Here is a 25,869-nt window from a genome sequence, read left to right on the forward strand (position 1 = left end):
ATCTTAGGCGGCGGGTACGACAGTCGCCCGCAGCCACTCGGCGAGGAGCCGCTGATACTCCTCCGACCCGGCCTCACCCGCGGCGACGAGGGCGCGGATCCGCTCGTTCAGCTCGGCAGCCTCGGGGTTCGGGATCATGTCGCACAGGCTATCGGGTACCGCCCGCAGCGTCAGGCCTCCGGTACTGGCCGGCCGCGGCCCCACAGCACCTCGACATGCTGCGCGAACCGGTCATACAGGCCGTCGTCCTCGAGCCTGCGCAGATGGAACAGCGGGCTCTCATGCCCGAGGCCGTCACCGATGTGCGGCGTGTACAGCAGCTGATCGTCGAAGATGAAGACCGACTGCGACAGGTGTGCGGGAGAGTCACTGAACCGGGCCTCTACGCCCGGCTGCGGCCCCATCTTCGCGAGCTGGTCCAGGGTGATCCGGATCCGCGTCGACACCGTCAGCGGGACGCCCTCGAGCTGCTCCCTCTGCCGGGTCATCTCTGCGTCAGGGTCTCCGAGCAGGAAGCGGATCTCGCAGCCCGACGACGCTTTCGCCTTCAGGCGGTCGGCGATCCGCGGGTGGTCCTGCCACAGGAAGTAGCTGGTGTAGCCGGCCATCGTGATCCGCTTCCGGGCCCCGTCGAGCAGGCCCGCCCACACGGAGGTCGGGCACAAGTTCCGGAACGGGTACGTGGCGACGATCTCCCTGTCAGCCCCGAGCTTCAGCGTCGACCTGACCGCCTGCGGCCACAGCGAGTCCGCACTCACACCCAGCACCTCAGCCACCCTCATCCGAGTCTCGGGATGCGGCGCCCTCGCCGGATCGGCCAGCCACCGCTCGACCGTCTTCACGGCCACATCGACTCTACGGGCCAGCGACGTGGCGGTCATGCCAGCCTCCGCCAGCGCGTCTCTGAGCGCCTGGTTCACGATCCCCCCTGGGCCGTTCGGGTATCCCTGGGACGCTACCGGCAGAGCGTCCCAGGTGTCCCACAAAGGACGGTGGAAACGTCCCAGGCGGCAGGAGAGAGTACGGGCATGAGCAAGCCGCCACCCCTTCCTCCCCTCCCGCGAGTCGGTGACCTGTCAGCGCAGCAGGTCCGCGGGGCCGCCTGCGTGCACTGCGGCATCCACCTCGGCGCCGGGCCGGCCGTCGACCTCGGCGAACAGACCGCCCAGGTGGCCGACCTGAAGGTTCGCTGGTTCCCGCGGGCCTGCACCGGTCACGGCGGCACCTAGAGCTCCCGCCCCTTCTGCGGCGGCGGGAGGGGCGGGTACCAGCCAGACCGGATCGGCGGAACTGTTGACTCCGATTCAGCTCGCTCGTAAGTTCGACCCGTGACAGGGGCGACGAGCGGGACAGGCCTGGCAAAAGTTACACATACACACGGGGTGCGAACCCAGCGTGTAGATAAATGCGCGTCACACCCTTCCGAGCCTGGCATATGCCAGGCAGGATGAGGACGTTCCCTGTGGCCGAAACTGGGCATACGAGGGCTACGGCATGAGATCTCTCGCCGGGAGGCGCAGGGCGGCGGCAATGCGAAAGAGGTGGCTGAGCTTGAGATCGTTCTGACCAAGCTCGGCCCGCTGAACCGTAGAGCGGTCCACCTCGGCGCAATGCGCCAATTCCTCTTGAGTCATTTCCGCGCCCACCCGGGCGTCGCGAATCCTCAGGCCTACCCGCCGGCGGGCATCGAGGATCCAGTCGGGTTGGTCTGCGGGTCGCACCTACAAAAACTGAACCGAAGATCATCATAAGTCAGCAGCTATCTAGCCGCTTTCGCTCCCCTGTATCGATCGGCTGGCTGAAAAGCCGCCGACTTTGGACCCCCGGCCGGGGAATGACGCTGTGGGAGGTGTCGCCCCAGCCGGGACGGGTCGGCCCCGCGTCTCCCAGGGGGACGCGGGGCCGTTCCAACAGCGGTTTTGTCGGCTCCGTGTAGGGAGTTTTCAGGGAGTCTTGGCGTCTGGGAGCCCATAGGGAGAAGCAATCCGCATGCTCCGGCAAGGGCGAGCAAGGTGTAGCAAGAAGCTGAACTAGCAGGTCACGGGCGCCGAACAGACGTCCGCGCAGATGGACACGATCGCCTCGATCGCCGACTCGATGTACGCGGAGTACAAGGAGCCGCTGTACGCCGCTCCCCCGCTGCTCCAGCGGATGGTCGACGCGGGCCGCCTGGGCCGCAAGACCGGATCGGGCTTCTACCCGTACGGCTGATCCCGTACCGCCGCGACCCGCGGCCGGCGGGGTCAGCCGAGCCGCAGGTGGTGCAGGAGCAGCAGCCCGGCCGCCATGTTGGCGGCCGGGATCTCGCCGCGCGCGATCATGTCCGGCACGAGTTTGAGGGGCACCCACTCGCGGCGCGAGGACTCGAAGTCGTCCTCGGGATGTCCGATGTACGTCGCCCCGTCCGCCCAGTAGAGGTGGTGGCGGGCATCGGTCAGCCCGTTGGCCGGTTCGACGGTCATCAGGTGGTGGAGGGGCCCGGGCCGCCAGCCCGACTCCTCCTCCATCTCGCGGGCCGCGGCCGCCGCGATGTCCTCGCCGTCCTCGACCACGCCCGCGGGCAGTTCCCAGCCCCAGCTGTCGGTGATGAAACGGTGCCGCCACAGCAGCAGCACCTCGTTGGCCTCGTTGACGGCCGTGGCGACGGCGACGGGCCGCAGCCGGATCACGAAGTGGTCCAGGTGCCGGCCGTCGGGGAGTTCCACATCGGCGAGGTTCACGTCGAACCAGCGGTTCCTGTACACGGTCTGCTCACTCAGGTTCATCCACTGCACGGTTGTGCCACCTTCCGTTCGAGTAGGTGGCAACATGGCAGCAGTTCGCGTGCTCACAGGGGAACGCGCAGCGCCCCGTCGATCAACTGCGCGGTCTCCTCCGCGCCGGAACATCCGCTGGTCAGCAGCTGTTCGCGGACCGCCCGCAACCGGTCCCGCAGTCGCAGCGACTCCATCCCCTTGGCCCGCTCGGCCATCTCGGCCGCGGCCGCCACCGCCCGGTCCGCCTCGCCCTGGCGCAGCTGGATCTCGCAGAGCATCGCCAGCCGGTGGACGCGCCCGCGGTCGTGTGCCGGAGTCCCGACCGCAGCCGTCGCCTGCTCGTGGGCGGCGTGCAGGTCTCCGAGGCTGAGCAGCGCCTCGGCCACCTGTACGTTGACCAGCCCGGGCTGTACGTACCCCGTCTCGTCCGGCTCCGTGCCGGGCCGGATCCGCTCGGCGGCCGCCTCGGCATGGCGGATGCAGGCCAACGCGGCCGCGGTGTCGCCGAGTTGCGCGTACGCCTTGGCCTGCATGGCGTACAGGTCCGCGGTCAGGGCCGGGGTGGTGTGCCGGCCCGCGGCGCGCAGCGCGGCCTCGGCGAACGCGACGGCCTGGCGGTACTCCCGCAGGTGCAGGGACTGGTTGACGATCAGCGCGATGACGTAGGCGCCGAGTCCCCGGTCCCCGCTGGCCTTCGCGAGCCGCAGTGCCTGGTGGAAGTAGCGCTGGGCGAGCCCGTGCGCGTCCGAGTCGTACGCGCAGATCCCGGCCACCGCCACGAGGGAGCCGGTGGCCCGGTGCAGGCTGCGGCCGAGCCCGTCGGGGTAGCTCCCGCGCAGCATCGGCGCGGTCTCGCTGCCGAGGAAGCGGATGATGCGGGCCCGGGTGGCCACCCCGCCGGCGCGGCGGTACATCAGCTCGTAGTGCGCGCGGGCGGCCCGGAGGACCTCGATGTGCTGCGGGCCGATCCGGTTCGGCCCGTCCCGGGAGACGTCGGCGTCCTCGGGCGGGTTCTCCCACTCCCAGACCGGGATGACGGCGGGCGTCCCGGTGACGGCCTCGGCGGTGAGCAGCTGGCCACGGCCCTGCTCGTCGGAGCGCCACAGGGCGGCGGCCCGGTCGACGAAGCCGCTGAGCGGGGAGCCGTGCGGGGAGAGGGGCTGGCCCGGAACGCCGAGCCCGACGTCCTCCAGCGACACCGGGCGCCGGAGCCGGCCGCCGAGCACCTCGCAGATCAGGTCGGGCACCTGGCCGCGCGGGCGCTGGCCCTTCAACCACCGCGTGACGGCGGTGTGTTCGTAGCGCAGGGCGAGCCCGCGGGACCGGCCCGCCTGGTTGACGTGCGCCGCGAGTCCGGCGTGGGACATGCCCGCCTCGGCGAGGAGGGCGTCGAGAAGGGCATTGGGCTGCATGGGCCCCTCCAAGGGCTCTTCGGCCTCAGGCTAGTGGGTGCGCGGTTCGCACGGGGTGTACTCCCTTTGATTCACACAGGGTGTGAACCAAGAACGCGCATAAATGCGATACGCACCCTGCCGCAACGAGCCCCGGGAGCGGTTCACTTAAGAGCCTCGCCAAAGAGGCAGCTCGGGTCGTCGGCTCCCCCTCGTACAGTGCGACGACCCGCACCGCGCCGCCCGCCTTGCTGTCTGCCCGACACTCCATGGCAGGCGGGCGGCGCGCTCCGGCTCCGCCGGCGCCCGGTTGGTCGCCGGGCCCCGGCAGGGGCCGTGGAACGCGCGCCGGGCCCTCCCACCGGGCCCGGTGTGCGGTCCCCTCCGGTTCAGGCGTCGCGGTCGCTGCGCAGCACCAGCAGGGCCACGTCGTCGGTGAGCCGCCCGCCGGTGTGGCGGAGCAGTGCGGCGTGCACGCCCGCGACCAGCCGCGCGGGCGTGTCGTCGGCCTGCGCCGCGAGCACGCCGCGCAGCGGGAAGAACCGCCCGTCGTGGTCGCGCGCGTCCTCGGCGCCGTCGGTGTGCAGGAACAGGACGTCACCGGGCCACAGTTGCCCGCAGTCGTGCGGCTGGACCTCCGGCTGTACGGGCACCACCCCGAGCGGCGGGAACGTCTCGCCCCCGTCGAGGGACCGCACGTCCGAGCCCCGCCGGGCACGGCCTCTCGCCGCCCCGCCCCTTCTCCGTCCCCCGGGTTCCGAGAGGGCGGTGCGGGGCGGGGCCCCGCAGGGTTCGAGCGGCTGCGGCTCGCGGAGGAGGTACGGCCACGGGTGGCCGCAGTTCAGGGCCAGGACGGAGCCGTCGCGCGCGATCTGGAGCAGCAGCACCGTCACGAACTCCTCCGCCGCGTCCTGCGCCAGGACGTGCCGGGACAGGGCGCGTTCCATGCGGACCAGCACCCCGCCGAGCGCGGGTTCGTCGTACGCCGCCTCCCGGAAGGCCCCGAGGACCGCGGCCGCCGCGCCCAGCGCCGGCAGCCCGTGCCCCCGTACGTCCCCGATCACCACCCGGACCCCGTACGCCGTCGGCACGGCTTCGTACAGGTCCCCGCCCACCGCCGCGCCCCGGCTCGCGGACAGTTGCGCCGCCGCCAGCGTCAGGCCCCCGATCCTCCCCGGCAGGGGCCGCAGCAGGGCCCGCTGCGCCGCGCCCGCGATCTCCCGCATGCGCCGCAGCTCCGCCGTCAGCTCGCGCCGGATGTGCAGGGCGCACCCGGCGGCCAGTAACAGGAACGCCGCGCAGCTGGCCAGGCTGGCGCCGAGCCGCCCGGGGGTGGACAGCTCCCAGGACACCGCGGCGGCGCCCCACGCAAGGACGCACGCCCGACGCACCTGGGGCATCTCCCAGCCCGTGATCATCGTTCCGGCCTCCCCTCGGCCGCAACGATTCTGTCGACAGCCGCAGGCCCGGGACACGGGTCACCAGCGTTCTCACCCGAATGAGTGAGCGGCGGTCTCCTCCCGCCCGCCCATGCGCAAGGGGCGCGTCCGGACCACCGGACACGCCCCTCGGGCCTCACTCCACGCAGCGGTTACGCCCCGCGCAGCACCGCGCCCGTGCGCTCGCCCGCCAGCGCCACCGCCGCGTCGCGCGCGGCCGTGGACTCCTCGGCGGTCAGCGTGCGGTCGGCCGCGCGGAAGCGCAGCGCGTACGCCAGGGACTTCTTGCCCTCGCCGACCTGGTCGCCGGTGAACACGTCGAACAGCCGCAGGGACTCCAGCAGTTCGCCGGCGCCCTTGCGCAGCGCGGTCTCGACGTCGGCCGCCGGGACCGAGGCGTCGACGATCAGCGCGACGTCCTGGGTCGCCACCGGGAAGGTGGAGATCCGGGGCGCCTCCACGGCCTCGCCGCCGGCCGCCGCGAGGCGGTCCAGGTCGAGCTCCATGGCGCTGGTGCGGGCCGGCAGGCCCATCGCCTTGACGACGCGCGGGTGCAGCTCACCGGCGTGCCCGATGACCGTCTCCACCCCGTTCAGGGTGACGATCAGCTCGGCGCACCGGCCCGGGTGCCACGGCCCGTACCGGCCCTGGCGCACGACGAGGTCCACACCGGCCTCGGCGGCCAGCGAGCGCGCGGCCTGCACCGCGTCCGCCCAGTCGGCCGGGCGGCCCTTGCCCCACCAGCCGGCCTGCTCGCGCGCACCGGCCAGCACGACCGCGGCGTACCGCGGCTGAGCCGGCAGGGCGGCGTTCAGCGTGGCGATCTCCTCGGCCGTGGGACGCCGGTCGACGGGCAGCCGTACGGCGACACCCGGCTGCGGGCCGGCCCGGAAGACCGAGCCCGTCTCGAAGAGGGCGAGGTCGTGGCTGCCCCGGCTGTCGTTGCGGCGCAGCGCGCCCAGCAGGCCCGGCAGCAGCGTGGTGCGCAGCGCCGGCTCCTCGTCGGAGAGCGGGTTGACCAGCTTGACGACCTGGCGGGCCGCGTCGTGCGCGGGCAGCTGGAGCTGGTCGAAGACGCCCTCGCCGACGAACGGGTAGCTGAGCGCCTCGACGTAGCCGGCGCCGGCCAGCGCGCGGCCGACCCGGCGGTGCAGCTGCTGGCGTGCGGTCAGACCGCGGCCGGAGGGCAGCTTCGGGAGGGTCGACGGGAGGTTCCCGTAGCCCTCCAGCCGGATGACCTCTTCGGCGAGGTCGTTGGGCTCGGCGAGGTCGGGCCGCCACGAGGGGACGGTGACGACGAGCTCGTCCTGGCCGTAGACGTCGCAGCCGACCTCCTGGAGGCGGCGGACGACGGTCTCGCGGCCGTAGTCCATGCCCGCGACCCGGTCCGGGTGGTCCGCGCGCATCGCGACGGTGCGCGGGGCGCCCGGGGCGGTGAGCTCGGTGACGCCGGCCTCGGCGGTGCCGCCCGCGAGCAGCACGAGCAGGTCGACGGTCCGCTGCGCGGCCGCGGAGGCCGCCTGCGGGTCGACGCCGCGCTCGAAGCGCTTGGAGGCCTCGGAGGCGAGCTTGTGGCGGCGGGCGGAGCGCGAGATCGTCAGCGCGTCGAAGTGGGCCGCCTCGATCACGACGTCCGTGGTGCCCGAGACGATGCCGGTCTCGGGGTCGGTCACGGAGTCGGCGATCTCGGTGTTGGCGCCGCCCATGACACCCGCGAGGCCGATCGGCCCGCTGTTGTCGGTGATCACCAGGTCCTCGGCGTCGAGCGTGCGCTTGACCCCGTCGAGGGTGGTGAACTTCTCGCCCTGCTCGGCGCGGCGCACGCCGATGGCGCCGTCCAGGCGGGAGCGGTCGTACGCGTGCAGCGGCTGGCCCAGTTCGAGCATCACGTAGTTGGTGACGTCGACGGCGAGCGAGATCGGGCGCATGCCCGCCTTCTGCAGGCGCCGCGTGAGCCAGATCGGGGACTTCGCCTCGGGGTCGAGGCCGGTCACCGTACGGGCGGTGAAGCGGTCGCAGCCGGCCGGGTCGTCGATCTTGACCAGGTAGCCGTACGAGTTCGGCGCGGGCACGTCGAGCAGCGCCGGGTCGCGCAGCGGCAGGCCGTACGCGGTGGCGGTCTCACGGGCCACGCCGCGCATCGACAGGCAGTAGCCGCGGTCCGGGGTGACGGCGATGTCGAGGACCTCGTCGACGAGCTGGAGCAGCTCGATCGCGTCGGTGGCGACCTCGTGCTCCGGCGGGAGCACGATGATGCCGTGCGTGCCGTCGTCGCCCATGCCCAGCTCGTCGCCGGAGCAGATCATGCCGTGCGAGGTGCGGCCGTACGTCTTGCGCGAGGCGATCGCGAAGTCGCCGGGCAGCACCGCGCCGGGCAGGACCACGACGACCTTGTCGCCCACGGAGAAGTTCCGGGCGCCGCAGACGATCTCCTGCGGCTCACCGGTGCCGTTGGCCTGGCCGACGTCGACCGTGCAGAAACGGATCGGCTTGCGGAAGCCCTCGAGCTCCTCGATGGTCAGCACCTGGCCGACGACCAGGGGGCCCTTGAGGCCGGCGCCGAGCTGCTCGACCCTCTCGACCTCGAGGCCGGCGTCTACGAGCTTGGCCTGTACGTCACGACCGGTTTCGCCCGCAGGCAGGTCGACGTACTCCCGCAGCCAAGAAAGCGGGACCCGCATCAGATCTCCATCCCGAACGGCCGGGTGAACCGGACGTCACCCTCGACCATGTCTCGCATGTCTTCGACGTTGTGGCGGAACATCAGCATCCGCTCGATGCCGAACCCGAAGGCGAACCCGCTGTACTTCTCGGGGTCGACACCGCAGGCGACGAGCACCTTGGGGTTGACCATTCCGCAGCCGCCGAGCTCGATCCAGCCCTCGCTGGAGCAGGTGCGGCACGGGCGGTCGGGGTTGCCCACCGACTCGCCGCGGCACACGTAGCACTGCATGTCCATCTCGGCGGACGGCTCGGTGAACGGGAAGAAGTTCGGGCGCAGCCGGGTGGTCATGTCCTTGCCGAAGAGCGCCTGGACCATGTGGTCCAGGGTGCCCTTGAGGTCGGCCATGGTCAGGCCCTCGTCCACGGCGAGCAGCTCGACCTGGTGGAAGACCGGGGTGTGCGTCGCGTCGAGCTCGTCGGTGCGGAACACCCGGCCCGGGCACACCACGTACACGGGCGGCTCCCGGTCGAGCAGCGAGCGCGCCTGCACCGGGGAGGTGTGGGTGCGCAGCACGACGCCGGACTCGTCGCCCTCGGTCCCCTTGGGGCCCTGGACGAAGAAGGTGTCCTGCATCTGGCGCGCCGGGTGGTCGGGCGTGAAGTTGAGGGCGTCGAAGTTGAACCACTCCGCCTCGACCTCGGGCCCCTCGGCCACCTCGTAGCCCATGGCCGTGAAGATGTCCGCGATGCGGTCCATCAGCGTGGTCAGGGGGTGCCGGGCACCGGCGGGGACGCGGTCGTGGGGCAGCGTGACGTCCACCGCCTCCTCGACCAGCACCCGCTCGTCGCGCTCCGCTTCGAGCTCGACCGTGCGGGCCCCGAAGGCCTTGTTGACGGCGCCGCGGGCCTGGCCCACGCGCTTGCCCGCCTCGGCCTTGGCCTGCGGCGGCAGGGCGCCGATCTCGCGGTTGGCGAGCGCCAGGGGCGAGCGGTCGCCCATGTGCGCGGTCTTCGCCTCCCGCAGCGCGTCGAGGTCGCCGGCGGTCGCGAAGGCGGCGAGCGCCTCGTCCCGCATGCGCTCGATCTCTTCCGGTTTCAGTGCCTCGACCTCGACAGGGTCGTACGACTTGTTCGGTGCCGACATCTCTTCCCGTACTTCCGATGGCTGGCTGGTGGGTCCCCCGCGCGACACGCAGGGCGCGCTCGGCACAAGGACACAAAGGTGCCAAAGGACGAGTCTAAAGGTCGCCGGGGGTGAAGGAGCCCGTGGGCCGCCTGGCGAGACGCTCCGCAGGTTTACTGCGTGAGGTAGGCAGGCGCTCCCACGGGCAGGATAAATCGGAACTCGGCGCCGCCGCCGGGGCCGCGGCCGACCGTGATGGTGCCGCCGTGGGCCTCGACGATGCCCTTGACGATGTACAGGCCCAGACCGGTGCCGCCGCGCTTGCTGCCCCGCCAGAAGCGGGTGAAGACGCGGCCCATCGACTCCTCGGGGATACCGGGGCCCTCATCGGTCACGGTGACGGCGGTTCCCTTCTCGGTCTTGCCCGCTGCGTTCGTCAGGCTGGTCGGCGATACCTCGATGGTGACCGTTCCCTCGCCGTGCCGCACCGCATTTTCGAGGAGGTTGCCGAGGATCTGGTCGATCTTGTCCGGGTCGGCCCACAGATCGGGGAGCGCGCAGCCGACCCGTACGAGGAACCGTTCGGGCGCCTGGCCGTTCGCGATGAGCGCCTGGACGTGGCGGCCGACGGCCGTGGCGATGTCCACCGGCTGGCGGCGCACCTCCAGCCGGCCGGAGTCGATGCGGGAGATGTCGAGGAGCTCGGCGATGAGGCGGGTGACGCGGCCCGCGTCGGCGTCGACGGTCTCCAGCATCAGCCGCTTCTGGTCGTCGGTGAACCGCTCCCACTTGGCCAGCAGGGTCGCGGTGAACCCCTTGACGGAGGTCAGCGGCGAGCGCAGCTCGTGCGCGACGGTGGCGATCAGCTCGGCGTGGCTGCGCTCGGTGCGCCGGCGCGCCTCGGTGCCGCGCAGGGTGACGACGAGGCGGCGCAGCGGGCCCGTGGGGTGGGTGCGTACGTAGCGGGCCGAGACGAGCACCTCCCGGCCCCCGGGCAGCAGGAGGTTGCGCTCGGGCTGGCCGCGCCGGGTGGCGAGGCCCCCGTACGGATCGGTCAGCGCCCACCAGCGGCGTCCGTCGAGGTCCTCCAGCGGCAGCGCCCTGTCGATCCGTGCGCCGAGCGCCTCGCCGGGGGCCAGCGCGGTGATCCGGGCGGCGGCGGAGTTGAAGCAGATCACCCGGCCGGCGTGGTCGGCGACGACGAGCCCGTCGGGCAGGTCGTCGGGGTCGATCCCGAGCGCGGTGAACTCGGGCGCCTCGCCGGGCCCGGACGGGTCGCGGGTCTCGCGCGGTTCGCGGGTCTCCGGTGCGGCCGCGGCGGCGCGGCCCGCGCCGCCCTGCGGGGGCACCGCCGCCAGGGACGGCGTCCCGGACGCCGTCACGGCCCCGGGCGAGCTGTTCGTACCGACGGTCATCTCCCCGTACCCCACATCTCCGAGTAGCGCAGTGGGCCCCCCGGGCCGCCACACTACTAGCTGGGGGTCACGGAGCGGCACCCTCCGGGAGCCCGCTGTGCACGCGCGGACGCGTAGAGGCACACCGCGGCGGCCGTGGCGAGGTTCAGGCTCTCGGCCTTGCCGTGGATCGGGACGCGTACGACGGCGTCGGCGAGCGCCCTGGTCTCCTCGGGCAGGCCCCACGCCTCGTTGCCGAAGACCCAGGCCGAGGGGGTGCCCATGGTGCCCGCGTCGAGCTCGGCGTCCAGGTCGTCCTCGCCCGCCCCGTCGGCGGCGAGGATCCGCACGCCGGCCGCCCGCAGCCCTTCGACGGCCTGCTCGACGGGGACGCCGACCGCCACCGGCAGGTGGAAGAGGGAGCCCACGGAGGCGCGCACGGACTTCGGGTTGTAGAGGTCCACCGAGGCGTCGGTCAGGACCACGGCGTCCGCGCCGGCGGCGTCCGCGCAGCGCAGCACCGTGCCGGCGTTCCCGGGGTCGCGGACGTGCGCGAGGACGGCGACCAGCTTGGGCTCGGCCTTGAGGATGTCCTCGAACGGCGAGTCGAGGAAGTGGCAGACGCCGACGAGCCCCTGCGGGGTGACGGTCTGCGAGACCTCGGCGAGCACCTCGTCGGAGGCGTAGTGGACGCGCGCGCCGGCGGCCAGCGCCGCCTCGATGATCCCTTCGTAGCGCTCGGCGGCCTCCACGGTCGCGAACAGCTCGATCAGGGTCGACGCGCCGCCGGCGCCCCGGTGCTCGACGGCCTCGCGGACGGCCTGCGGGCCCTCGGCGATGAACCGGCGCTCCTTGGTGCGGAAGTTGCGCCGCGCCAGTCGCCTGGCGGCGGCCACCCGCGGGGATCGGGGGGAGATCAGCTCGGCGGGGGCGGGGGTACCCATGGCGGTCGGCTCGCTTCCGTACGTACTGCGGGTCGAAACAGGTGGATCGGCTACAACGCACCGGACCCGCAGGCACGGGGCCTGCGGGTCCGGGCTGAAGCCTGTGAAGGGCTTGCTGCTCGCTGCTTAGGCGGCGGCAGCGGCCTTCGGGGCGTTCACGTCGGCCGGGAGCGCCTTCTGCGCAACCTCGACGAGCGCGGCGAAAGCGTTGGCGTCGTTGACGGCCAGCTCCGCGAGGATCTTGCGGTCCACCTCGATGTTGGCGGCCTTCAGACCCTGGATGAGGCGGTTGTACGTCATGCCGTTCTGGCGGGCAGCGGCGTTGATGCGCTGGATCCACAGCTGACGGAAGTCGCCCTTGCGCTTCTTGCGGTCGTTGAAGTTGTAGACCAGCGAGTGGGTGACCTGCTCCTTGGCCTTGCGGTACAGGCGCGAACGCTGACCGCGGTAGCCGGAGGCCGCCTCGAGGATCGCCCGGCGCTTCTTGTGGGCGTTTACTGCCCGCTTGACGCGTGCCACTTTTTAACTCCTTGTAGCGGGGCCGTGGGTGTCTTCACACGGCCCGAATTCGATGGGGTCCCGGTCTTGACGCTCATCCGCTCCCTGCGCGGGAGCGGAGAACATCACTTGCCGAGAAGCTTCTTGATCTTCGCGGCGTCGCCGGGGGCCATCTCCGCGGTGCCGGTCAGGCGGCGGGTGACACGGGACGACTTGTGCTCGAGCAGGTGGCGCTTGCCGGCGCGCTCGCGGAGCACCTTGCCGGAGCCGGTGACCTTGAAGCGCTTCTTGGTACCGCTGTGCGTCTTGTTCTTCGGCATGGCGCCGTTATCTCCTCGTCGGTGGCGCCCCCGCCGGTCCGGTTGGGGACCGGCGCCAGGGAGCGTCATGTTGTGTCGGTGATCCGAGACAGGCTGCCTCGGAATCAGGCCTCGGCCGGTGCCTCGGGAGAGGCGGCCTCGGTGACCTCGGCCTCGGTCTCGGCGTCGGCCGCGGCCTCGGCAGAGGCGACCTCGGTGCCCTCCTCGACGGGGGCGTCCTCGGAAGGAGCCTCGTCGGCGGCGACACCCTGGCGCTCGGCCTTGCGGGCGGCCTGCGCCTCGCGGGCTTCGGCCATGGCCTCGGTCTTCTTCTTGTGCGGACCGAGGACCATGATCATGTTGCGGCCGTCCTGCTTCGGGTTCGACTCGATGAACCCGAGGTCCTCGACGTCCGAAGCGAGACGCTGCAGCAGTCGGTAGCCGAGTTCCGGCCGGGACTGCTCGCGACCACGGAACATGATCGTGATCTTGACCTTGTCGCCCTGCTTGAGGAACCGAACGACGTGACCCTTCTTGGTGTCATAGTCGTGCGGGTCGATCTTCGGCCGGAGCTTCATTTCCTTGATGACCGTGTGCGCCTGGTTCTTGCGCGCCTCACGGGCCTTCATGGCCGACTCGTACTTGAACTTGCCGTAGTCCATGAGCTTGCAGACCGGCGGGCGTGCGGACGCCGCGACCTCGACCAGGTCGAGGTCGTACTCCTGCGCCAGCTCAAGGGCCTTGGCAAGCGGCACGATGCCGACCTGCTCACCGCTGGGACCGACGAGTCGTACCTCGGGAACGCGAATCCGGTCGTTGATGCGGGGCTCGGTGCTGATGGATCCTCCTCGGTAGCACCACACGGCTGCCTGGCAGACAGCCGCTGACGTCTGATGTCGTCAGACCAACCGCGGCGGAACATGAAAAATGCCCCGCCGAGGCACAGGCAGGGGCTCCAATACAACCGGAGCACCGCCGCATGCGATCGCGGGGCGCAGACTCGGGCAGCTTTCCATCGTCCGTACGGAACGATGGATGCCACCTGACCGGTGACCCGCCGCCCCGGAGGGTGGTCGGGTGGGAGAGCGGAGCCTCCACTTGTGGGCCGGGGACATGCGTCTCCGGCCGGTCGTCAGCCCAATATAGCATTCCGCGGCGGGTCCGCTCACCCGGCGGTGTCGGCGCGGACCCTGCCCGGTGCCCGGTCGGCGCCGCGGCGACCCGGGGCCCGGTCGGCGGCGTGCACGGCCCGGCTTATCGTGTGAGGCATGACTGACGCGACCCCCACCCCCGCCACCGAGGCCGGCAGCACGCCGGACGCCCCCGACTACGACGCCATGACCCGCGACATCGCGGACGTGCCCGCCGTCGAGGTGATCACCACGGTGGCCGTGCACCTGCTGAGCGCCGCGGCGGTCAACCTGGGCCTGGACAAGCCGGACTCCGAGCACAAGGACCTCGACGAGGCCCGCAAGCTGATCACGGCCCTCGCCGGCCTGGTCACGGCGAGCGCCACCGAGATCAGCTCCTTCCACGCGGCCCCGCTGCGGGACGGCCTGAAGTCGCTGCAGCTCGCCTTCCGCGAGGCCTCGATCGTGCCGGACGAGCCGGGCCAGGGTCCGGGCGAGAAGTTCACGGGCCCGGTCTTCGGCTGAGCCGCCCGTACGCGCAGGACGAAGGGCCGGGGCACTGCCCCGGCCCTTCGGCGTTTCCGGCGTTCCGGCGTTTCTGCGTTTCTTTTCCGGTGTTCCGGCGCCCGCGCCGCTCAGCGGGCGAAGAGCGGCTCGCCGGACGGGGCCGGGGCCTCCTCCGGGAGCAGCGCCAGGTCCAGCCCGTGCACGAGGCGGGCCCGCAGGGTCTCGTCGGCGGCCAGCGCCTCGGCGACGCGGCGGGCGGCGGTGTGGTCCTGCACCCCCTGCGCCCCCGGGGCCAGCACGATCGCGAGCGTGCCGTCGGCGTCCGCCCCGCCCGGCCCGAGGTGCGCGCGGAGCACGGCGGGCTCCGCGGCCACGGCGGCCCGTACCGCTTCGCGCACCGCGGGATCGGCCAGCGGGCCGGCGTCGGTGCGGCCCTCGGCCAGCGCGAGCAGCGCGGGGCCGGTGAGCTGGTAGGTGACGGGGCCGGCCAGGTCCAGGACCACGGTGTCGGCCTTCTCGTGCGCGGCGGCGGCCAGGGCCTGGTGCAGCGGCACGGCGACCGGCCGGGCGGCCGGGTCCCACAGGGCCAGCGAGGCGGTCGAGGTGAACGCCGGCAGGGCCCGCCGGTCCCCCGCGCGCAGGGTCGGGACGGCCATGTCGCTGGTCTTCTCGCGCTTGAGGCCCGTCTCCGGGTCGGTCTCGACCTCGCCGAGCACGGCGACCACCGGGACCAGCAGACGGGCGCCCTTGAGGGCCGCCAGCACCTGCGGCTCCTGCGCCCGGTCCGCGGACCAGGCGGCCAGGGCCGCGCTCAGCCGGGGGTCGGCGGAGCCGTCGTCGTCGGAGAAGCCGGGGTCGGGAATGTTTTTGTTCGCCACAGTTACCCGACCCTATCCCGGTCCGGGTCCGGGGCCCGTCGGGCGCCTCGCGGGCGGCGGGCCAGTACGAGGGACAGTACGAGCAGCGCGAGCCCGGCGGCCGCGGCCGCCGGGGCCCCGAGCCGGGTACCGCGTGCGGCGGCCCGGACCGGCTCGGGGCCGGGGCCGAAGTACGGCTGCCCGGCCGCGACGGGCACGGGGACCGGCGGCTCGGCGCGCAGCGCGTCGGCGGCCTGGAGGGCGGCGACGGGGTCCACGAGTCCGTGGCCGCGGGAGTCGTCGCGGCCGCCGGGCGGGGCGTCGGAGGCGGTCTCCTCCAGCAGCCTCTTGATCTGGGCCGGCGAGAGGTCAGGGTGGGCGGCCTTGACGAGGGCCACGGCGCCGGAGACGAAGGCGCAGGCCGCGCTGGTGCCCCAGCCCTCGTAGTAGGCGCGGTCGGGGTCGGCGATGACCACGTCGACGCCGGGGGCGCTGACGGTGGCGTACCAGTTGCTGGTGGAGAAGTCGGCCTTGCGGCCGCCGCGGTCGACGGCGGTGACGGCGATGACCCCGGGGTAGGCGGCCGGATAGGACGCGTGGTCGCCCTGCCGGCCGCCGTTGCCCGCCGACGCCACGACGACCACGCCCTTGGCGAGGGCGTACTGGACGGCCTCGTCCTCGGCGGCCTCGTGGTGGGCGGAGTCGCTGTCGTCGCCGAGGGAGAGGTTGATCACGTTCGCGCCGTGGTCGGCCGCCCAGCGGATGCCCTCGGCGAGCGCGCCGCCCTTGCTCTCGCGGGCCTGGGCCCTGCCGGGATCGCCCTCTTCGAGGATCACGCGGACGGGGAGGATCCTGGCCTGGGGGGCGATGCCGAGGACGCCCTGGCGGCGGTTGCCGCCGTGGCCGTGCCCGGCGATGATCCCGGCCATGGCGGTCCCGTGCCGGGCCCAGGCCCGATCGCCGCGCCCGGCGCCCATCCCGATCAGATCGGTCCCGTCGAGGACCTGCCCGGCCAGGTCGGGGTGGGAGCCGTCGACCCCGGTGTCGAGCACGGCGACGGTGACCCCGGCGCCCCGGGTGGTCCCCCAGGCCTCCTCGGCCCGCAACGCGGTGAGCCCCCACTGCCGGTCGCGGATGGTGTCGGCGGCGGCCGGCCCTGCGCCGATCCCGGCGAGCACCGCCCCGAGCACGAGGACGGCGGCGGTCCGCAAGGGGGTCATCGCGGGTCTCCGGCGGGGGTGGGCGGCGCGGCGAGGGTGCGCAGCGTGCGCTGCGTCCGGTCGGCGATCGCCTTGGCCTCGTGGCCGAGGCCGGCCCGGGCGACGGCTCCGGCGGCGTCCTTGCGCATCATGTCCTCGGCGGGGCGCGGGGCGTCGAGCGTGCGGCCGTCGGTGAACGCGGAGACGGCGTAGACGACGACGGGGGCCTGCGGGACCACCGATGCGGTCCAGGCGGCGCGCTGGCTGTCGGCGAAGCCGTAGCCGGGCGGGGCCGGGAGGTGTCCGCGCAGCGCCTCCATCGCCGCCGCGTCGGCGGGGGTGAAGACCATGCCGACGGTGACGAGGGAGCTGCGGGTGGCGTCGGTGTAGGTGGCGCGCAGGACCCGGGTGCAGCCGGTGGCGGCGAGGGCGGCCTGCCAGTCGGCGGCGAGCGCGGGTCCGCAGTCGGAGTCGGGTGCGAGCGCGACCCGCGTCCAGGTGCGGTCCGCTCCGCCGGGGCCTGCGTCGCCGCCGTCGAGGACGGGCGGGAACAGGCTGTCCACGGGCGTCTCGCGCCACAGCGATCCGGCTTTGCGGTAGGCGGCGCCGGCGGCCAGGGGCCTGTGGGCGTCGCGCTGTTCGGCCCATCCGCTGACCCCGGCTCCGCCGAGGAGGCCGACCCCCAGCACGGCGCACACCACGACGGCGATGCCGCGCCCGGCCCCGCGCCGCTCGGGTCCTGATCGGGCCACGGGCTCGGCGAGGACCGCGGTCTGCGGTGTAGACGCACTCATCCGGCGGCTTCGCCCCCCGTTCCGTCCGGCTGCCACCCCGTACTCTACGCGCCCTCACCGCATCGCCCGGGGCCGCTGCGGCCCGGGTGGCGATCGGGGCGTGATGTCCGGGCGCGGTCCGGGGCCGCCCGGCGTCGGCATGCCCCTACCCACCGGTAGAACCATCTGGCAGGCTGCCGCCATGAATCTTCCCGCCAGTGGAGACCGGGCCCGTTACGACCGGGCCACCGCGCACCTCGACGCGCCCCTGGCCATCGTCGATCTCGCCGCGTTCGACGCCAATGCCGACGATCTCGTCCGCCGCGCGGCCGGCAAGCCGATCCGTGTCGCCAGCAAGTCCGTCCGCTGCCGCGCGCTCCTCGAACGGGTCCTCGCCCGGCCCGGGTTCGCCGGGATCATGTCGTACACCCTCGCCGAGAGCGTCTGGCTGGCCCGCTCCGGGTTCGAGGACGTGCTCCTCGCCTACCCCTCCGCCGACCGCGCCGGCTTCGCCGAGCTCGCGGGGGACCCCAAGCTGGCCGCGGCCGTCACCGTCATGGTCGACGACCCCGCCCAGCTGGAGCTGATCGACGGGGCGCGCGACGGCGGGACGCAGGAGATCCGCGTCTGCCTGGAGCTCGACACCGCCCTCCACCTCCTCGGCGGCAGGATCCGTGTGGGCGCGCGCCGTTCGCCGCTGCGCGAGCCCGCCCAGCTCGCGGACCTCGCCCGTACCGTCTGCGCCCGCCCCGGCTTCCGCGTCGTCGGGATCATGGGGTACGAGGGCCACGTCGCCGGCGTGGGGGACGCCCTCGCCGGGCGGCCCTTGCGCTCGCGCGCCATCCGGCTCATGCAGGCCACGGCCCGCAAGGAGCTCGCGGCCCGTCGCGCCGAGGCCGTACGGGCCGTCCGCGCGGTCGTCCCGGACCTGGAGTTCGTCAACGGCGGCGGCACCGGCAGCGTCCAGCAGACCGCCGCCGAGGACGCGGTCACGGAGATCGCCGCCGGGTCGGGGCTCTACGTACCACGGCTGTTCGACAACTACACGTCCTTCAGCGGGCGCCCGGCCGCCCTCTTCGCCCAGCCGGTGGTCCGCAGGCCCGGCGTCGGCGTGGTCACCGTCCTGGGCGGCGGCTACCCCGCCTCGGGCGCGGCCGGCGCGGACCGGCTGCCGGTCCCGTACCTCCCGCAGGGCCTGCGCTACGACCCCCAGGAGGGGGCCGGCGAGGTGCAGACGCCGCTGCTCGGCAGCCCGGCCGACGATCTGCTGATCGGCGACCGGGTCTGGTTCCGTCACGCCAAGGCGGGCGAACTGTGCGAGCGCTTCGACGAGTTGCACCTCGTCGAGGGCGACCGGGTGACGGCCACCGCCCCGACCTACCGGGGCGAGGGCCGCACGTTCCTCTAGGGGGCGTCCCGGCCGCCGCTAGAAGACGGAGTCCGTCTGGTCGGGGATGACGCTCGTGTCACCCCGGCGGACGGGGCCCGGCGTGCCGTCGCGGTCGACGTAGCCCGTGGTCGAGCACGGGTACGGGGTGCTCTTCTGCTTCTTCGGCTCGATGAACATCGGGTTCACGATCCACTTGCCGTCGCTGTCGTCGTACGCGCGGCACATCAGCTCGTTCTTGTTGCGGTTGACCACCAGCCGCAGCGCGGTCGCGTCCCGCAGGAACGAGATGTCGGTGTCGGAGTCGCCCGCGGCGAACACCTGGCGGCGGGCGGCCGGCTGGACCTTCTCGGCTGCCGCGCCGCGCACGCCGAAGACCTCCTTGTTGATCCAGCAGCGCTTGCCGTCGATGTACGTGATCATCGTGTCGGCGCCGTCCTTCACCGACCCGCAGCCCTGCAGGTGCGCGGTGAGCTTCCCGCCGGACGTGGTCGTGTTGCGTATGCCGATGACGTGGTCCGCGGAGACGCCGACGCCCCGGGCCCAGACCTCGACGACCGGCTGCGGAGAGGCCGAGCTGATCCAGACGTCGAAGCCGGCCTTCCGCAGGCCGCCGATGAGGTCCTGCTGCTGGTCGTAGTAGCGGACCCAGCCGGTGACGTCGGCCGTGCCGACCCGCTGCGTGGCGCCGACGGGCGCGGCCAGGTTCTCGGCCCGCGCGGCGGCCGCGAAGCCGCGGACCTCGCGGGCGGTCCAGCCCTGCATCAGCTGGGGCAGCCAGGCGTACGCGGGCTCGGTGGTGCGGTGGTCCCAGCCGGCGAAGGCGGCGGCGCCCGAGCGGGTCGCGGCGGTGCCGTAGACGGCGGCGAGTTCGTCGGCGCAGCCCGCGCCCGCGGGGGTGCCGGTGGGCAGCGGGGCGCCGGGACGGGCGAGGGCGCCGCAGGCGTCGGCGAGGGCCCGGGCGGCGGCGGGGGTGAGGTGGCGGCTGGTGGTGGTCCAGTCCCCGGCGGCGGGCTGGCGGATCTTGCCGTTGCGCAGCAGCCAGTACATCTGGGCGTCGCCGACGTCGTTCTTGACGACGGTGTTGTCCCAGTCGAAGACCGCGACGGGCTTGTTCCGGTTCGGCCGGTAGGGGTTGCACGTGCCGTACTGGTCGATCAGCTGCTGGAGCCGGGCCTGGTTGTCCCCGTACCAGCCGGCCGCGAGCCGTGGGGCGGTGCAGTGGGCCGCCTGGGCGGCGGGCGCGGTGGCGACGAGGGTGCCGGCGGCGATCGCCGCGGCGGCGCCGACGGCCTGGAGGCGCCGGACGGTGCTACGTGGGGTCACTGGGCTGAACACTTCCTGACGTTCCTACGAAGATCATCTCGGACGGTAGGACACGACGGCCGGGCGTCGTGCGACGCCCGGCTGTCGGGGGGAAGGCATGCGGGTGAACGGTCGGGGCCGCGCGGCCCCCGCCGGCGGGGGCCTACAGGGGGGTGACGTACGCGCCCGAGATGCCTCCGTCGACCAGGAAGTCGGTGGCGTTGATGAAGGAGGAGTCGTCACTGGCCAGGAAGGCGACGGCGGCCGCGATCTCGGTGGGCTCCGCGAACCGGCCCAGCGGGATGTGCACCAGACGGCGGGCCGCCCGCTCCGGGTCCTTGGCGAACAGCTCCTGCAGCAGGGGGGTGTTGACCGGTCCCGGGCACAGCGCGTTCACGCGGATGCCCTCGCGGGCGAACTGGACGCCGAGCTCGCGGGACATGGCGAGCACGCCGCCCTTGGAGGCGGTGTACGAGATCTGCGAGGTGGCGGCGCCCATGATGGCCACGAAGGAGGCGGTGTTGATGATGGAGCCGCGGCCCTGGCGCTGCATGTACGGCAGGGCGGCCTTGCAGCACAGGTAGACGGAGGTGAGGTTGACGTCCTGGACCCGCTTCCAGGCCTCCAGGCCGGTGGTGAGGATCGAGTCGTCGTCCGGGGGCGAGATGCCCGCGTTGTTGAAGGCGATGTCGACGGAGCCGTAGGTGTCGAAGGCGGTCTTGAAGAGGGCCTCGACCTCCTCCGGGCTGGTGACGTCGACCTTCACGAACAGCCCGCCGACCTCCTCGGCGGCGGCCTTGCCGGCGCTCTCGTCGATGTCGGCGCAGACCACGTTGGCGCCCTCGGAGGCCAGGCGGCGTGCGGTGGCGAGGCCGATGCCGCTGCCGGCTCCGGTGATGACGGCGGTGCGGCCGACCAGGCGGCGGCAGACGATCTCGGTGTCAGAAGTGGTCATGATGGGCTCAGGCCTCCGTGCTGATGAAGACGTTCTTGGTCTCGGTGAATGCGGTGAGGGCGTCGGGTCCGAGCTCGCGGCCGAGTCCGGACTGCTTGTAGCCGCCGAAGGGGGTCCAGTAGCGGACGCTGCTGTGGGAGTTGACGGACAGGTTGCCCGCGGCGACGGCGCGCGAGACGCGCAGCGCGCGGCCGATGTCGCGGGTCCAGAGGGAGCCGGAGAGCCCGTACTCCGTCGCGTTGGCCAGGCGTACGGCGTCCTCCTCGTCCTCGAAGGGCAGGACGACGGCGACGGGGCCGAACACTTCCTCGGCCGCCACGGGCGCGGTGGGGGCGACGTCCGTGACGAGGGTCGGCGGGTACCAGAAGCCGGGGCCGTCGGGGGCCGTGCCGCGGACGGCGGTGAGGTCGTCGGTGACGTACGACCGTACGCGGTCCAGCTGCGCGCGGGAGATCAGCGGCCCCATCTGGGTCTTCTCGTCGGCGGGGTCGCCGACCACGACGCCCTCGATCCCGGGGACGAGCAGCTCCAGGAACCGGTCGTACGCGGAGCGCTGGACGAGGATCCGCGTACGGGCGCAGCAGTCCTGGCCGGTGTTGTCGAGGAAGGCCATCGGCGCCGCCGCGGCGGCCGCCTCCAGGTCCGCGTCGGCGAAGACGATGTTGGGGCTCTTGCCGCCGAGTTCGAGGGTGACCCGCTTCACCCGGTCGGCGCACTTGGCCATGATCTGCTTGCCGACCGGGGTGGACCCGGTGAAGACGATCTTCGCGACGCCCGGGTGCTCGACGAGCGCGTCTCCCGCCACGGTCCCGAGGCCGGGGAGCACCTGGAAGAGGTGCTCGGGGATCCCGGCTTCGAGGGCGAGTTCGGCGAGGCGCAGTGCGGTGAGCGGGGTGGTCTCGGCGGGCTTGAGGAGGACGGCGTTGCCGGCCGCCAGGGCCGGGGCGAGGCCCCAGGCGGCGATCGGCATGGGGAAGTTCCACGGGGCGATCACGCCGATGACCCCGAGGGGTTCGAGGAAGGTGACGTCGATGCCGCCGGCGACGGGGATCTGCCGGCCGGAGAGCCGTTCCACTCCCCCGGCGGCGAATTCGAGCAGGTCGCGGACGTTGCCGGCTTCCCAGCGGGCGTTTGCGATCGTGTGTCCGGCCTCGCGGACCTCCAGCTGGGCCAGTTCCTCGATGTGCCCGTCGACGACCGCGGCGAAGCGGCGCAGCAGCCGGGCCCGGTCGGCGGGGGCGGCGGCCGCCCAGCCGCGCTGGGCCGCGGCGGCCCGCGCGACGGCGGCGTCGACATCGTCCCGTGTGGCGGCCGGGACGATGGCGACGACTTCCTCGGTGGCCGGATTCAACACGCTCAGATTGAAGGGGGCCAGCGCATCGGACACGTGGTGCCTCTCAGATGTTCGGTGAGGGTGGCTACGGGTGGTGGCTACAGGCGTTCGAAGGAGCGGCGCAGCTCCCAGTCGGTGACGGCGGAGTCGTACGCGTCCAGTTCCACGCGGGCCATGTTGCGGTAGTGGGCGACCACTTCGGGCCCGAAGGCGGCCTTGGCGATCTCGCTGTTCTCCCAGAGCTCCGCGGCCTCGCGCAAGGTGGTGGGGACGTGCGCGAAGTCGGCCGTGTAGGCGTTGCCCGCGCAGGCCTCGGGCAGTTCGAGGCGGTTCTCGACGCCGTAGAGCCCGGCCGCGACGAGGCCGGCGACGGCGAGGTACGGGTTCACGTCCCCGCCCGGGAGGCGGTTCTCGAAGCGCATGGAGCGGCCGTGGCCGACGACTCGGAGCGCACAGGTCCGGTTGTCCACGCCCCAGGCGACGGCGGTCGGCGCGAAGGATCCCGGCCGGAAACGCTTGTACGAGTTGATGTTCGGGGCGTAGAGAAGGGAGAAGTCGCGCAGCGCGGCCAGCTGGCCGGCCAGGAAGTGCCGCATCACCGGTGACATTCCGCCCGGACCGTCGCCGGCCATCGCGTTGTGCCCGTCGGCGTCGCCCAGCGAGAGGTGGATATGGCAGGAGTTGCCCTCGCGCTCGTCGAACTTGGCCATGAAGGTGAGCGAGACGCCCTCCTGGGAGGCGATCTCCTTGGCGCCCGTCTTGTAGACGGCGTGCTGGTCGCAGGTGGTCAGCGCCTCGTCGTAGCGGAAGGCGATCTCGTGCTGGCCGAGGTTGCACTCGCCCTTCGCGGACTCGACGACCAGGCCCGCGGCCTGCATCTCGTTGCGGATGCGGCGCAGCAGGGGCTCGATGCGGCCGGTTCCGAGGACCGAGTAGTCGATGTTGTACTGGTTGGCGGGGGTCAGCCCGCGGTAGCCCGAGTTCCAGGCCTGCTCGTAGGTGTCCTGGAAGACCATGAACTCCAGCTCGGTGCCGACCATGGCCGTGTAACCGTGCCCGGCGAGGCGCTCGAGCTGGCGGCGCAGGATCTGGCGGGGCGCGGCGACCACGGGCGTGCCGTCGTTCCAGGCGAGGTCGGCCAGGAGGAAGGCGCTGCCGGGGTTCCAGGGGATCCGGCGCAGGGTCGCGAGGTCGGGGTGCATGGCGAAGTCGCCGTAGCCCCGGTCCCACGAGGACATCTCGTATCCGTCGACGGTGTTCATGTCCGTGTCGACGGCGAGGAGGTAGTTGCAGCCCTCGGTGCCGTGGGCGAGGACCTCGTCGAGGAAGAACTGTGCGGCGAACCGCTTGCCCTGGAGCCGCCCCTGCATGTCGGGGAAGGCCAGGACCACGGTGTCGATCTCGCCGCTCGCCACGAGAGCGCGGAGCTCCTCGGGCGCGAGCGGCGGCTTGCGGTCTACCACTGGAATCTCTCCTTCGGTGAGCCGAGAAGCCCTAAGGTATTGAATAGAACCATTGCTTGGGAAGGGGAGGAGCCGAGATGACCGACACGGCGAGCGAAGGCGGCGCGATCGCGCGGCTGAATCCGGTACTGCGGCAGGTGCGGGCGGGCAACGGTTTCGAAGAGGCCCTGGAGCAGATCCTCCAGGTGGTCCGGCTGGGCCTGGTGCCGGGCGGTGAACGGCTGCCGCCCGAGCGGGAGCTGGCGGAGCGGATGGGGATCAGCCGGGTCACCCTGCGCGAGGTGCTGAAGGTGCTCCAGGACCAGGGCCTGGTGGAGGCCCGTCGCGGACGGTACGGCGGAACGTTCGTGCTCCCCCGCCCCGACACCCCGGCCGGCGGCACCGAGGACGAGCTGCGCCGGCGCGTGGTGGGCGTGGACATCGAGGACGTGCTGCGGTTCCGCGAGGTGCTGGAGGTGGGCGCGGCCGGGCTGTGCGCCTCCCAGGGGCTGACCGAGGAGGGCTCCGAGCGGCTGCTCGGCGCGCTGGCCGCCACCCACGACGCACCGCTGGCCGACTACCGCCGCCAGGACACGCTCTTCCACCTCACCCTGTGCGAGCTCGCCGGATCGGCCAGCCTGACGGCCCAGTACGCGGCCGTACGGGCCACCGTGAACGACCTGCTGGACTGCATCCCGCTGCTGGTGCGCAACCTGGAGCACTCCCAGCAGCAGCACAGCGCTCTCGTGGAGGCGGTGCTCGAGCGCCACCCCGACGCGGCGCGCGAGGTGATGCGCGAGCACTGCTGCGGAACGGCCGCCCTGCTGCGCGGGTTCCTCGCCTAGGAACGCCCGGTCGGCCGGCGCGGAAAGGGGCGCGGCGGGACCGGACCGAGAGGTTTTCGTAACCCCTGTTTAACGCAGGGGTCTTGCGCACTCCACTCCGCTACGGCAAAGGTACGCCCCACAACCATTGCCCTAGGCAGGAGCGCACATGGCCGACGACACCGAGGCACGGCTCGCAGCCGTACCCGAACCCACCACGTCCCCCGAAGGCGCGGACAGCTACCTGGAACGCCGAACGCTGCGCCGCGGCAGCGCCGGCTGGCTGCTGCTGACCGGCCTCGGCGTCGCGTACGTCGTCTCCGGCGACTTCTCCGGCTGGAACGTCGGCCTCGCCCAGGGCGGCTTCGGCGGGCTCGCCATCGCCACCGTCCTCATGGGCGCGATGTACGCCTGTCTCGTCTTCTCCCTCGCGGAACTCTCCGCGATCCTGCCCACGGCGGGCGGCGGCTACGGCTTCGCCCGCAGGGCGCTCGGCACCTGGGGCGGGTTCCTCACCGGCACCGCGATCCTCATCGAGTACATCCTGGCCCCGGCCGCGATCTCCATCTTCATCGGCGACTACGTCGAATCCCTGAACCTCTTCGGCCTCACCTCCGGCTGGCCGGTCTACCTCGCCTGCTTCGCGATCTTCATCGGCATCCACCTGTGGGGCGTCGGCGAGGCCCTGCGCTTCTCCCTCGTCGTCACCGCGATCGCCGTGCTCGCACTGATCGTCTTCGCGCTGGGCGCCTTCACCGAGTTCGACCCCTCGAACCTCGACAACATCGCCGTGGACACCACCGCCGCCGGATCGAGCTCCTGGCTGCCGCTGGGCGTGCTCGGCATCTGGGCCGCCTTCCCCTTCGGAATGTGGTTCTTCCTCGGCGTCGAGGGCGTACCGCTGGCCGCCGAGGAGGCCAAGGACCCGGTGCGCTCCATGCCCCGGGCCCTGTCGATCTCCATGGGCATCCTGGTCCTGCTCGCCCTGCTCACCTTCCTGGCCTCGACCGGGGCGCGCGGCGCCGACGCCATCAAGGACGCCGGGAACCCGCTGGTCGTCGCCCTCGAAGGCAACCCCGGCCTCTCCTGGCTGAAGACCTTCGTCAACTACGCCGGTCTCGCGGGCCTCGTGGCCTCCTTCTTCTCCCTGATCTACGCCGGCTCCCGCCAGCTCTTCGCCCTCTCGCGGGCCGGCTACCTGCCGCGCTTCCTCTCCCTCACCTCGAAGCGCAAGGCCCCGTACCTCGGCCTGCTCATCCCCGGCGCCATCGGCTTCGCGCTCGCCGCGGCCACCGGGAACGGCCCGCGCATGCTCAACATCGCGGTGTTCGGAGCGACCATCTCGTACGCGCTGATGGCCCTGTCCCACATCGTGCTGCGCAGGCGGGAGCCGGGGCTGGAGCGCCCGTACCGCACGCCCGGAGGCATCGCCACCTCCTCGGTGGCCTTCGTCCTCGCCCTCTCGGCGCTCGTCGCCACGTTCCTGGTGGACAAGGACGCGGCGTTCATCGCCCTCGGTGTGTACGCGGTCGCCCTCGCCTACTTCGCGTTCTACAGTCGGCACCACCTCGTGGCCGCCGCGCCGGAGGAGGAGTTCGCGGCGCTGGCCGAGGCCGAGGCCGAACTCACCCGCGACTGACCGCCGCCAC

At 72.7% G+C, this 25,869-nt stretch carries 25 protein-coding genes and 1 pseudogene; 6 read left to right on the forward strand and 20 right to left on the reverse strand.

Annotated elements, in window-relative coordinates; genetic code table 11:
• Positions 1 to 3 precede the first annotated feature (3 nt).
• Together ACFY1T_RS12865 and ACFY1T_RS12870 are read right to left on the reverse strand one after the other, a co-directional pair.
• Positions 4 to 138 (reverse strand): hypothetical protein, encoded by a 135-nt coding sequence (locus tag ACFY1T_RS12865; RefSeq protein ID WP_390788162.1) that lies wholly within the window; start codon positions 136 to 138, stop codon positions 4 to 6.
• A gap of 32 nt (positions 139 to 170) precedes the next feature.
• Entirely contained in the window at positions 171 to 920 is a 750-nt protein-coding gene (locus tag ACFY1T_RS12870; protein WP_390788163.1) for a helix-turn-helix domain-containing protein, read from the reverse strand.
• A gap of 108 nt (positions 921 to 1,028) precedes the next feature.
• Between ACFY1T_RS12870 and ACFY1T_RS12875 the strand changes: the two genes are divergently transcribed.
• Complete coding sequence (locus tag ACFY1T_RS12875; RefSeq protein ID WP_390788164.1) at positions 1,029 to 1,229, forward strand: hypothetical protein; 201 nt, start codon at positions 1,029 to 1,031, stop codon at positions 1,227 to 1,229.
• 258 nt (positions 1,230 to 1,487) lie between these two features.
• On the opposite strand, the gene ACFY1T_RS12880 is transcribed toward ACFY1T_RS12875, so the two are convergent.
• Positions 1,488 to 1,721 (reverse strand): helix-turn-helix transcriptional regulator, encoded by a 234-nt coding sequence (locus tag ACFY1T_RS12880; protein WP_390788165.1) that lies wholly within the window; start codon positions 1,719 to 1,721, stop codon positions 1,488 to 1,490.
• Positions 1,722 to 2,067: 346 nt separating this feature from the next.
• On the opposite strand from ACFY1T_RS12880, the pseudogene ACFY1T_RS12885 reads away from it, so the two are divergent.
• Positions 2,068 to 2,211, forward strand: a pseudogene (locus ACFY1T_RS12885) (3-hydroxyacyl-CoA dehydrogenase family protein); the annotation flags it as partial.
• 32 nt (positions 2,212 to 2,243) lie between these two features.
• Here the strand turns inward: ACFY1T_RS12885 and ACFY1T_RS12890 are convergent.
• The 10 genes from ACFY1T_RS12890 to infC form a co-directional block, all read right to left on the reverse strand.
• Positions 2,244 to 2,765 carry an NUDIX hydrolase gene (locus tag ACFY1T_RS12890; protein WP_390788166.1) on the reverse strand — a complete coding sequence of 174 codons (522 nt, stop codon included), beginning with the start codon at positions 2,763 to 2,765 and terminating at the stop codon, positions 2,244 to 2,246.
• Between the two features lie 62 nt (positions 2,766 to 2,827).
• Entirely contained in the window at positions 2,828 to 4,168 is a 1,341-nt protein-coding gene (locus ACFY1T_RS12895) for a transcriptional regulator (RefSeq protein ID WP_390788167.1), read from the reverse strand.
• Positions 4,169 to 4,536: 368 nt separating this feature from the next.
• Positions 4,537 to 5,565: a PP2C family protein-serine/threonine phosphatase gene (locus ACFY1T_RS12900; protein ID WP_390788168.1), complete on the reverse strand. Its 1,029-nt coding sequence runs from the start codon at positions 5,563 to 5,565 to the stop codon at positions 4,537 to 4,539.
• Positions 5,566 to 5,738: 173 nt separating this feature from the next.
• A complete protein-coding gene (gene pheT / locus ACFY1T_RS12905) occupies positions 5,739 to 8,267 on the reverse strand; it encodes a phenylalanine--tRNA ligase subunit beta (RefSeq protein ID WP_390788169.1) in 2,529 nt (842 codons plus the stop codon).
• Complete coding sequence (gene pheS, locus ACFY1T_RS12910) at positions 8,267 to 9,394, reverse strand: phenylalanine--tRNA ligase subunit alpha (RefSeq protein ID WP_390788170.1); 1,128 nt, start codon at positions 9,392 to 9,394, stop codon at positions 8,267 to 8,269. The genes pheT and pheS overlap by 1 nt, the downstream gene beginning before the upstream one ends.
• Before the next feature lie 152 nt (positions 9,395 to 9,546).
• Positions 9,547 to 10,788 (reverse strand): ATP-binding protein, encoded by a 1,242-nt coding sequence (locus ACFY1T_RS12915; RefSeq protein WP_390788171.1) that lies wholly within the window; start codon positions 10,786 to 10,788, stop codon positions 9,547 to 9,549.
• 56 nt (positions 10,789 to 10,844) lie between these two features.
• Positions 10,845 to 11,711, reverse strand: a complete 867-nt coding sequence (locus tag ACFY1T_RS12920; RefSeq protein ID WP_390788172.1) for a TrmH family RNA methyltransferase — start codon at positions 11,709 to 11,711, stop codon at positions 10,845 to 10,847.
• Positions 11,712 to 11,837: 126 nt separating this feature from the next.
• Positions 11,838 to 12,230, reverse strand: coding sequence for a 50S ribosomal protein L20 (gene rplT, locus ACFY1T_RS12925; protein WP_030860181.1), 393 nt, complete (start codon positions 12,228 to 12,230; stop codon positions 11,838 to 11,840).
• A 104-nt stretch (positions 12,231 to 12,334) separates the two neighbouring features.
• Positions 12,335 to 12,529 (reverse strand): 50S ribosomal protein L35, encoded by a 195-nt coding sequence (rpmI, locus tag ACFY1T_RS12930; RefSeq protein ID WP_030860183.1) that lies wholly within the window; start codon positions 12,527 to 12,529, stop codon positions 12,335 to 12,337.
• Between the two features lie 104 nt (positions 12,530 to 12,633).
• A complete protein-coding gene (infC, locus tag ACFY1T_RS12935) occupies positions 12,634 to 13,371 on the reverse strand; it encodes a translation initiation factor IF-3 (RefSeq protein ID WP_390788173.1) in 738 nt (245 codons plus the stop codon).
• Between the two features lie 405 nt (positions 13,372 to 13,776).
• Here infC and ACFY1T_RS12940 point away from each other — a divergent pair, with 405 nt between their 5' ends.
• A complete protein-coding gene (locus ACFY1T_RS12940) occupies positions 13,777 to 14,163 on the forward strand; it encodes a DUF1844 domain-containing protein (protein ID WP_053688768.1) in 387 nt (128 codons plus the stop codon).
• A 110-nt stretch (positions 14,164 to 14,273) separates the two neighbouring features.
• Here ACFY1T_RS12940 and ACFY1T_RS12945 read toward each other — a convergent pair whose 3' ends face one another.
• From ACFY1T_RS12945 to ACFY1T_RS12955, 3 genes are read right to left on the reverse strand one after another with little or no spacing between them, the layout of a single operon-like run.
• Complete coding sequence (locus ACFY1T_RS12945; protein WP_390788174.1) at positions 14,274 to 15,023, reverse strand: SseB family protein; 750 nt, start codon at positions 15,021 to 15,023, stop codon at positions 14,274 to 14,276.
• 2 nt (positions 15,024 to 15,025) lie between these two features.
• A complete protein-coding gene (gene mycP, locus ACFY1T_RS12950; RefSeq protein ID WP_390788175.1) occupies positions 15,026 to 16,222 on the reverse strand; it encodes a type VII secretion-associated serine protease mycosin in 1,197 nt (398 codons plus the stop codon).
• Positions 16,219 to 16,995 carry a hypothetical protein gene (locus ACFY1T_RS12955; protein WP_390788176.1) on the reverse strand — a complete coding sequence of 259 codons (777 nt, stop codon included), beginning with the start codon at positions 16,993 to 16,995 and terminating at the stop codon, positions 16,219 to 16,221. The genes mycP and ACFY1T_RS12955 overlap by 4 nt, the downstream gene beginning before the upstream one ends.
• Before the next feature lie 181 nt (positions 16,996 to 17,176).
• On the opposite strand from ACFY1T_RS12955, the gene ACFY1T_RS12960 reads away from it, so the two are divergent.
• Complete coding sequence (locus tag ACFY1T_RS12960; RefSeq protein ID WP_390788177.1) at positions 17,177 to 18,382, forward strand: amino acid deaminase/aldolase; 1,206 nt, start codon at positions 17,177 to 17,179, stop codon at positions 18,380 to 18,382.
• Between the two features lie 18 nt (positions 18,383 to 18,400).
• Here ACFY1T_RS12960 and ACFY1T_RS12965 read toward each other — a convergent pair whose 3' ends face one another.
• The 4 genes from ACFY1T_RS12965 to ACFY1T_RS12980 all read right to left on the reverse strand — a co-directional run bounded on the left by ACFY1T_RS12965 (position 18,401) and on the right by ACFY1T_RS12980 (position 23,417).
• A complete protein-coding gene (locus ACFY1T_RS12965; protein WP_390788178.1) occupies positions 18,401 to 19,687 on the reverse strand; it encodes a haloacid dehalogenase-like hydrolase in 1,287 nt (428 codons plus the stop codon).
• 142 nt (positions 19,688 to 19,829) lie between these two features.
• Positions 19,830 to 20,621 (reverse strand): 3-oxoacyl-ACP reductase, encoded by a 792-nt coding sequence (locus tag ACFY1T_RS12970; protein WP_132760400.1) that lies wholly within the window; start codon positions 20,619 to 20,621, stop codon positions 19,830 to 19,832.
• Positions 20,622 to 20,628: 7 nt separating this feature from the next.
• The gene (locus tag ACFY1T_RS12975; protein ID WP_390788297.1) at positions 20,629 to 21,981 is read right to left on the reverse strand and encodes an aldehyde dehydrogenase family protein; all 1,353 of its coding nucleotides are present in this window, start codon (positions 21,979 to 21,981) and stop codon (positions 20,629 to 20,631) included.
• Between the two features lie 71 nt (positions 21,982 to 22,052).
• On the reverse strand, positions 22,053 to 23,417 hold the full coding sequence (locus ACFY1T_RS12980) for a glutamine synthetase family protein (RefSeq protein WP_390788179.1): 1,365 nt from the start codon (positions 23,415 to 23,417) through the stop codon (positions 22,053 to 22,055).
• A 77-nt stretch (positions 23,418 to 23,494) separates the two neighbouring features.
• On the opposite strand from ACFY1T_RS12980, the gene ACFY1T_RS12985 reads away from it, so the two are divergent.
• The gene (locus tag ACFY1T_RS12985) at positions 23,495 to 24,241 is read left to right on the forward strand and encodes a FadR/GntR family transcriptional regulator (protein ID WP_390788180.1); all 747 of its coding nucleotides are present in this window, start codon (positions 23,495 to 23,497) and stop codon (positions 24,239 to 24,241) included.
• A gap of 148 nt (positions 24,242 to 24,389) precedes the next feature.
• Positions 24,390 to 25,859: an ethanolamine permease gene (gene eat, locus ACFY1T_RS12990; protein WP_390788181.1), complete on the forward strand. Its 1,470-nt coding sequence runs from the start codon at positions 24,390 to 24,392 to the stop codon at positions 25,857 to 25,859.
• Positions 25,860 to 25,869 lie beyond the last annotated feature (10 nt).

The organism is Streptomyces sp. NPDC001194, from assembly GCF_042896985.1.
Taxonomy (GTDB): Bacteria; Actinomycetota; Actinomycetes; order Streptomycetales; family Streptomycetaceae; genus Streptomyces.